4 protein-coding genes and 1 pseudogene are annotated in these 4,906 nt (G+C 57.2%); all 5 read left to right on the forward strand.

Annotated elements, in window-relative coordinates; translation table 11 throughout:
• The coding region (gene infB / locus ACIQVE_RS29105) for a translation initiation factor IF-2 (protein ID WP_402815341.1) at positions 1 to 2,423 on the forward strand (2,423 nt) is incomplete at its 5' end.
• A 159-nt stretch (positions 2,424 to 2,582) separates the two neighbouring features.
• Positions 2,583 to 2,984, forward strand: a complete 402-nt coding sequence (rbfA, locus tag ACIQVE_RS29110) for a 30S ribosome-binding factor RbfA (protein WP_402815343.1) — start codon at positions 2,583 to 2,585, stop codon at positions 2,982 to 2,984.
• Between the two features lie 4 nt (positions 2,985 to 2,988).
• Positions 2,989 to 3,906 carry a tRNA pseudouridine(55) synthase TruB gene (gene truB, locus ACIQVE_RS29115; RefSeq protein WP_402815345.1) on the forward strand — a complete coding sequence of 306 codons (918 nt, stop codon included), beginning with the start codon at positions 2,989 to 2,991 and terminating at the stop codon, positions 3,904 to 3,906.
• A 142-nt stretch (positions 3,907 to 4,048) separates the two neighbouring features.
• Positions 4,049 to 4,318 (forward strand): 30S ribosomal protein S15, encoded by a 270-nt coding sequence (gene rpsO / locus ACIQVE_RS29120; protein ID WP_402815347.1) that lies wholly within the window; start codon positions 4,049 to 4,051, stop codon positions 4,316 to 4,318.
• Positions 4,319 to 4,511: 193 nt separating this feature from the next.
• A pseudogene (locus tag ACIQVE_RS29125) lies at positions 4,512 to 4,906 on the forward strand (polyribonucleotide nucleotidyltransferase); the annotation flags it as partial.

Here is a 4,906-nt window from a genome sequence, read left to right on the forward strand (position 1 = left end):
ATGTGACTGACAGTGAGAAGCAATCTTTGCTGACTCACTTGAAAAGCAGCCACAAGGCGAAAGTGGAAGAACCACGCAAGATCACGCTGCAGCGTAAAACCACCAGCACCCTGCGTGTGGCTGGTAGCAAGAGCATCAGCGTTGAAGTTCGCAAAAAGAAAGTTTTCGTACAGCGTAGCCCGGAAGAAATCGAAGCCGAGCGCAAGCGTGAACTGGATGATCGTCGCGCAGTAGAAAATACTGCCCGTCAGAAGGCTGAACAAGAAGCCAAGCAGCGCGCTGAAGAAGAAGCGCGCCGCAATCCGGGCGCCGCGCCAACCGCTACTAACAACGCCGTTGCAGCACCTGCTGCAGTTGCCGAGCCAGTACGTGAAAGCGCGCCGGTGGTTGCAGCTGCTCCAGCGCCGTCTGCCGACGTTCGTAACAAGCAGAACGAACAGCGCCGTCCGGACAAACCACGTGCCGACGACAACAATCGTCGCAGTGGCGGTGGTGATGGCGAGCGCAAAAACGCTCCGCATCGCGCATCGGTCAAAGAGAAAGCGCCAGCACCACGTGTCGCGCCACGCACTACCGACGAAGAAAGCGATGGCTTCCGTCGCGGTGGTCGCGGCAAGGCCAAGCTGAAGAAGCGCAACGCTCACGGTTTCCAGAGCCCAACCGGCCCTGTCGTGCGTGATGTGCAGATCGGCGAGACCATCACCGTTGGCGATCTCGCCAATCAGATGTCGGTCAAGGCTGCTGAAATCATCAAGTTCATGTTCAAACTGGGTACTCCAGCGACCATCAACCAGGTGCTTGATCAGGAAACTGCTCAGCTTGTGGCTGAGGAGTTGGGCCACAAAGTGACCCTGGTCAGCGACACCGCTCTGGAAGATTCCCTGGCCGAGTCCTTGAAGTTTGAAGGTGAGTCGTTCTCCCGTGCACCAGTCGTGACCGTAATGGGCCACGTTGACCACGGTAAGACCTCGCTGCTCGACTACATCCGTCGTGCCAAGGTAGCTGCTGGCGAAGCCGGCGGTATCACCCAGCACATCGGTGCGTACCACGTTGAAACCGAACGCGGCATGGTTACCTTCCTCGACACCCCAGGTCACGCCGCGTTTACCGCTATGCGTGCTCGTGGTGCCAAGGCGACCGACATCGTGATCCTGGTAGTTGCAGCGGACGACGGCGTGATGCCGCAGACCATTGAAGCTGTTCAGCACGCAGTAGCGGCTGGCGTTCCACTGGTTGTTGCAGTGAACAAAATCGACAAGCCGGGCGCTGATCTCGATCGCATCCGTAGCGAACTGTCGGTTCACGGCGTAACGTCGGAAGAGTGGGGCGGTGAAACGCCGTTCGTATCGGTTTCGGCGAAAGTCGGTACGGGTGTCGACGAACTGCTCGAAGCGGTATTGCTGCAAGCTGAAGTTCTCGAACTGAAAGCGACGCCTTCGGCTCCTGGCCGTGGTGTTGTGGTTGAATCGCGTCTCGACAAAGGTCGTGGCCCGGTTGCAACCGTTCTGGTTCAAGACGGTACCCTGCGCCAAGGCGACATGGTTCTGGTCGGTTCGAACTATGGCCGCGTGCGCGCCATGCTCGACGAGAACGGCAAGCCAATCAAGGAAGCCGGTCCTTCCATCCCTGTCGAGATTCTCGGCCTGGACGGTACCCCGGACGCTGGCGACGAGATGAGTGTGGTTGCCGACGAGAAGAAAGCCCGTGAAGTGGCTCTGTTCCGTCAAGGCAAGTTCCGCGAAGTCAAACTGGCTCGCGCTCACGCCGGCAAGCTTGAAAACATCTTCGAAAACATGGGTCAGGCAGAGAAGAAGACGCTTAATATCGTCCTCAAATCTGACGTCCGTGGTTCGTTGGAAGCTCTGCAAGGCGCTCTGAATGGCCTGGGCAACGACGAAGTGCAAGTGCGCGTAGTTGGCGGCGGTGTCGGTGGTATCACCGAGTCCGATGCCAACCTGGCACTGGCTTCGAACGCTGTACTGTTCGGCTTCAACGTGCGTGCCGATGCTGGCGCACGGAAGATCGTCGAGCAGGAAGGTCTGGATATGCGTTACTACAACGTGATCTACGACATCATCGAAGACGTCAAGAAAGCCCTGACCGGTATGCTCGGCAGCGATGTTCGCGAGAACATTCTGGGTATTGCTGAAGTGCGTGACGTGTTCCGTTCGCCGAAGTTTGGCGCGATCGCAGGCTGCATGGTGATCGAAGGTGTTGTGCATCGTAACCGTCCGATCCGTGTATTGCGTGAAGACATCGTTATCTTCGAAGGCGAGCTGGAATCCCTGCGCCGCTTCAAGGATGACGCTTCCGAAGTACGTGCCGGCATGGAATGCGGTATCGGCGTGAAGAGCTACAACGACGTCAAAGTCGGCGACAAGATCGAAGTCTTCGAGAAGGTTCAGGTTGCTCGCAGCCTCTAACTCGCGCACTTCAAGGGCCACGTCGGGCCGTTGCATGAAAATGCGCGGCACGGCGGCAGGACTCTAAACGCAACGCCCGGTCTGGCTTTTGTCAGGCCGGGCGTTTGCCGCTTTCAGACCTTGCGGGTTTCACCGTGGGGCAGTAACAGGTAACAAATCATGGCAAAAGAATACAGCCGTACCCAACGTATCGGCGATCAGATGCAGCGTGAGCTGGCCCAGCTGATCCGTCGTGAAGTCAAAGATCCGCGCGTCGGCCTGGTGACTATTACCGCAGTGGAAGTCAGTCGTGACGTCGGTCACGCGAAGATTTTCATCACCGTGATGGGGCAGGACAACGCTGAAGACATCGCGCAAAGCATCAAGGTACTGAATGCCGCCGCAGGTTTCCTGCGTATGCAACTGGCCCGCGAAATGAAGCTGCGCAGCGTGCCGCAATTGCACTTCCACTACGACGAATCCGTTGTCCGTGGTGCGCACCTGTCGGCCCTGATCGAGCGCGCCGTTGCTGAAGACAATCAGAACATTGTCGTTCCAGCACCTGAAGACACCAAGGAGTAACTCGGTGGCTCAGGTCAAACGTATCCGTCGTAACGTCAGCGGTATCATCCTGCTCGACAAGCCGCTGGGGTTCACCTCAAACGCTGCGCTGCAGAAGGTTCGCTGGCTGCTCAACGCCGAGAAGGCCGGGCACACTGGTAGTCTCGACCCACTGGCCACTGGCGTACTGCCGCTGTGCTTTGGTGAGGCCACCAAGTTCTCGCAATATCTGCTCGATTCCGACAAGGCTTATGAAACCCTGGCGCAACTGGGCAAGACCACCACCACGGCCGATGCCGAAGGTGAGGTTTTGCAGGAACGCCCGGTGACCGTTGGTCGCGCCGATGTCGAAGCTGCGCTGCCGAAATTTCGCGGCCAAATCAGTCAGATACCGCCGATGTACTCGGCACTCAAGCGTGATGGCCAGCCGCTGTACAAACTGGCCCGTGCAGGTGAAGTAGTGGAGCGTGAACCGCGTTCTGTTACTATTGCGCGCTTGGAATTACTGGCCTTCGAAGGCGATACTGCGCGTCTTGCGGTGGATTGCAGCAAGGGCACCTATATTCGCACTCTGGTGGAGGATATCGGTGAGCAACTCGGTTGTGGTGCGTACGTCGCAGAATTGCGCCGTACCCAGGCCGGGCCTTTCACCTTGGCGCAGACCGTTACCCTCGAAGAGCTTGAAGCGGTACATGCCGAAGGCGGCAACGAAGCGGTCGACCGCTTCCTGATGCCATCGGACAGCGGCTTGCTCGATTGGCCGCTGCTGCACTTCTCGGAAGCGAGCGCGTTCTACTGGCTCAACGGCCAGCCGGTACGTGCTCCGGATGCTCCGAAGTTCGGCATGGTGCGGGTACAGGATCACAATGGTCGCTTCATCGGTATCGGTGAAGTGAGCGAAGACGGGCGCATCGCGCCACGTCGTTTGATTCGGTCAGAATGACCGAAACCAGTCTGTGTAACAGCAGGCTGGCGAGTGTGGCTGTTAACAGGCACGGTCACGACTCATTTATAGATACAGGGATTTGTCCCTGGCCTGTTGAAGCTGTTTCTCTGAAACAGTTTCCTGATAAAAGGATTGCCTCATGGCTCTCGACGTTCAAGAAAAAGCTCAAATCGTTGCTGACTACCAGCAAGCTGTTGGTGTCTCTTGTTCGCCTGTTGTGCTAGTTGCACTGCTGACGCACAACATCAACAAGCTGCAGGGTCACTTCAAGGCCAACGGTAAAGATCACCACTCCCGTCGTGGTCTGATCCGCATGGTAAACCAGCGTCGCAAGCTGCTGGACTACCTGAAAGGCAAGGATCTGGGTCGTTATCAGACTCTGATCGGTCGCCTGGGTCTGCGTCGCTAATAAGCGATTGCGCTCTGAGGTTGGTTGTCTGTCAGTCGTCTGCGGTTTTGCGCAGGCTTCCGGCAGGCTCCCAGCCTCAAGTTTTATCTGGATACACGTTTTACCCTGGACAGGCGTTGGGCCGATTCCCGACATTGCCCAAGAATTTCGCAAGAAACCAGTTCCCCAAGAGCCACAAAGAAGGTAGGACACCGTGAACCCGGTAATCAAAAAATTCCAGTTCGGTCAGTCGACCGTTACCCTCGAGACAGGCCGTATCGCCCGTCAAGCCTCCGGCGCAGTGCTGGTTACCGTTGATGACGACGTGACCGTATTGGTGACCGTTGTTGGCGCCAAGCACGCTGACCCAAGCAAAGGCTTCTTCCCTCTTTCCGTTCACTACCAGGAAAAGACTTACGCTGCCGGTAAGATCCCTGGCGGTTTCTTCAAGCGCGAAGGCCGTCCTTCCGAGAAAGAAACCCTGACTTCCCGACTGATCGACCGTCCGATCCGTCCGCTGTTCCCAGAAGGCTTCATGAACGAAGTGCAGGTTGTCTGCACAGTCGTTTCCACAAGCAAAAATACCGATACGGACGTCGCTGAGATGAT

The sequence above is a fragment of the Pseudomonas sp. NPDC098747 genome, assembly GCF_044760045.1.
Taxonomy (GTDB): Bacteria; Pseudomonadota; Gammaproteobacteria; order Pseudomonadales; family Pseudomonadaceae; genus Aquipseudomonas.

Excerpts from the sequence above, each read along its gene's own strand:
- rbfA (WP_402815343.1), top strand. The coding sequence starts at position 2,583 with ATGGCAAAAGAATACAGCCGTACCCAACGTATCGGCGATCAGATGCAG.
- rpsO (WP_402815347.1), top strand. The coding sequence starts at position 4,049 with ATGGCTCTCGACGTTCAAGAAAAAGCTCAAATCGTTGCTGACTACCAG.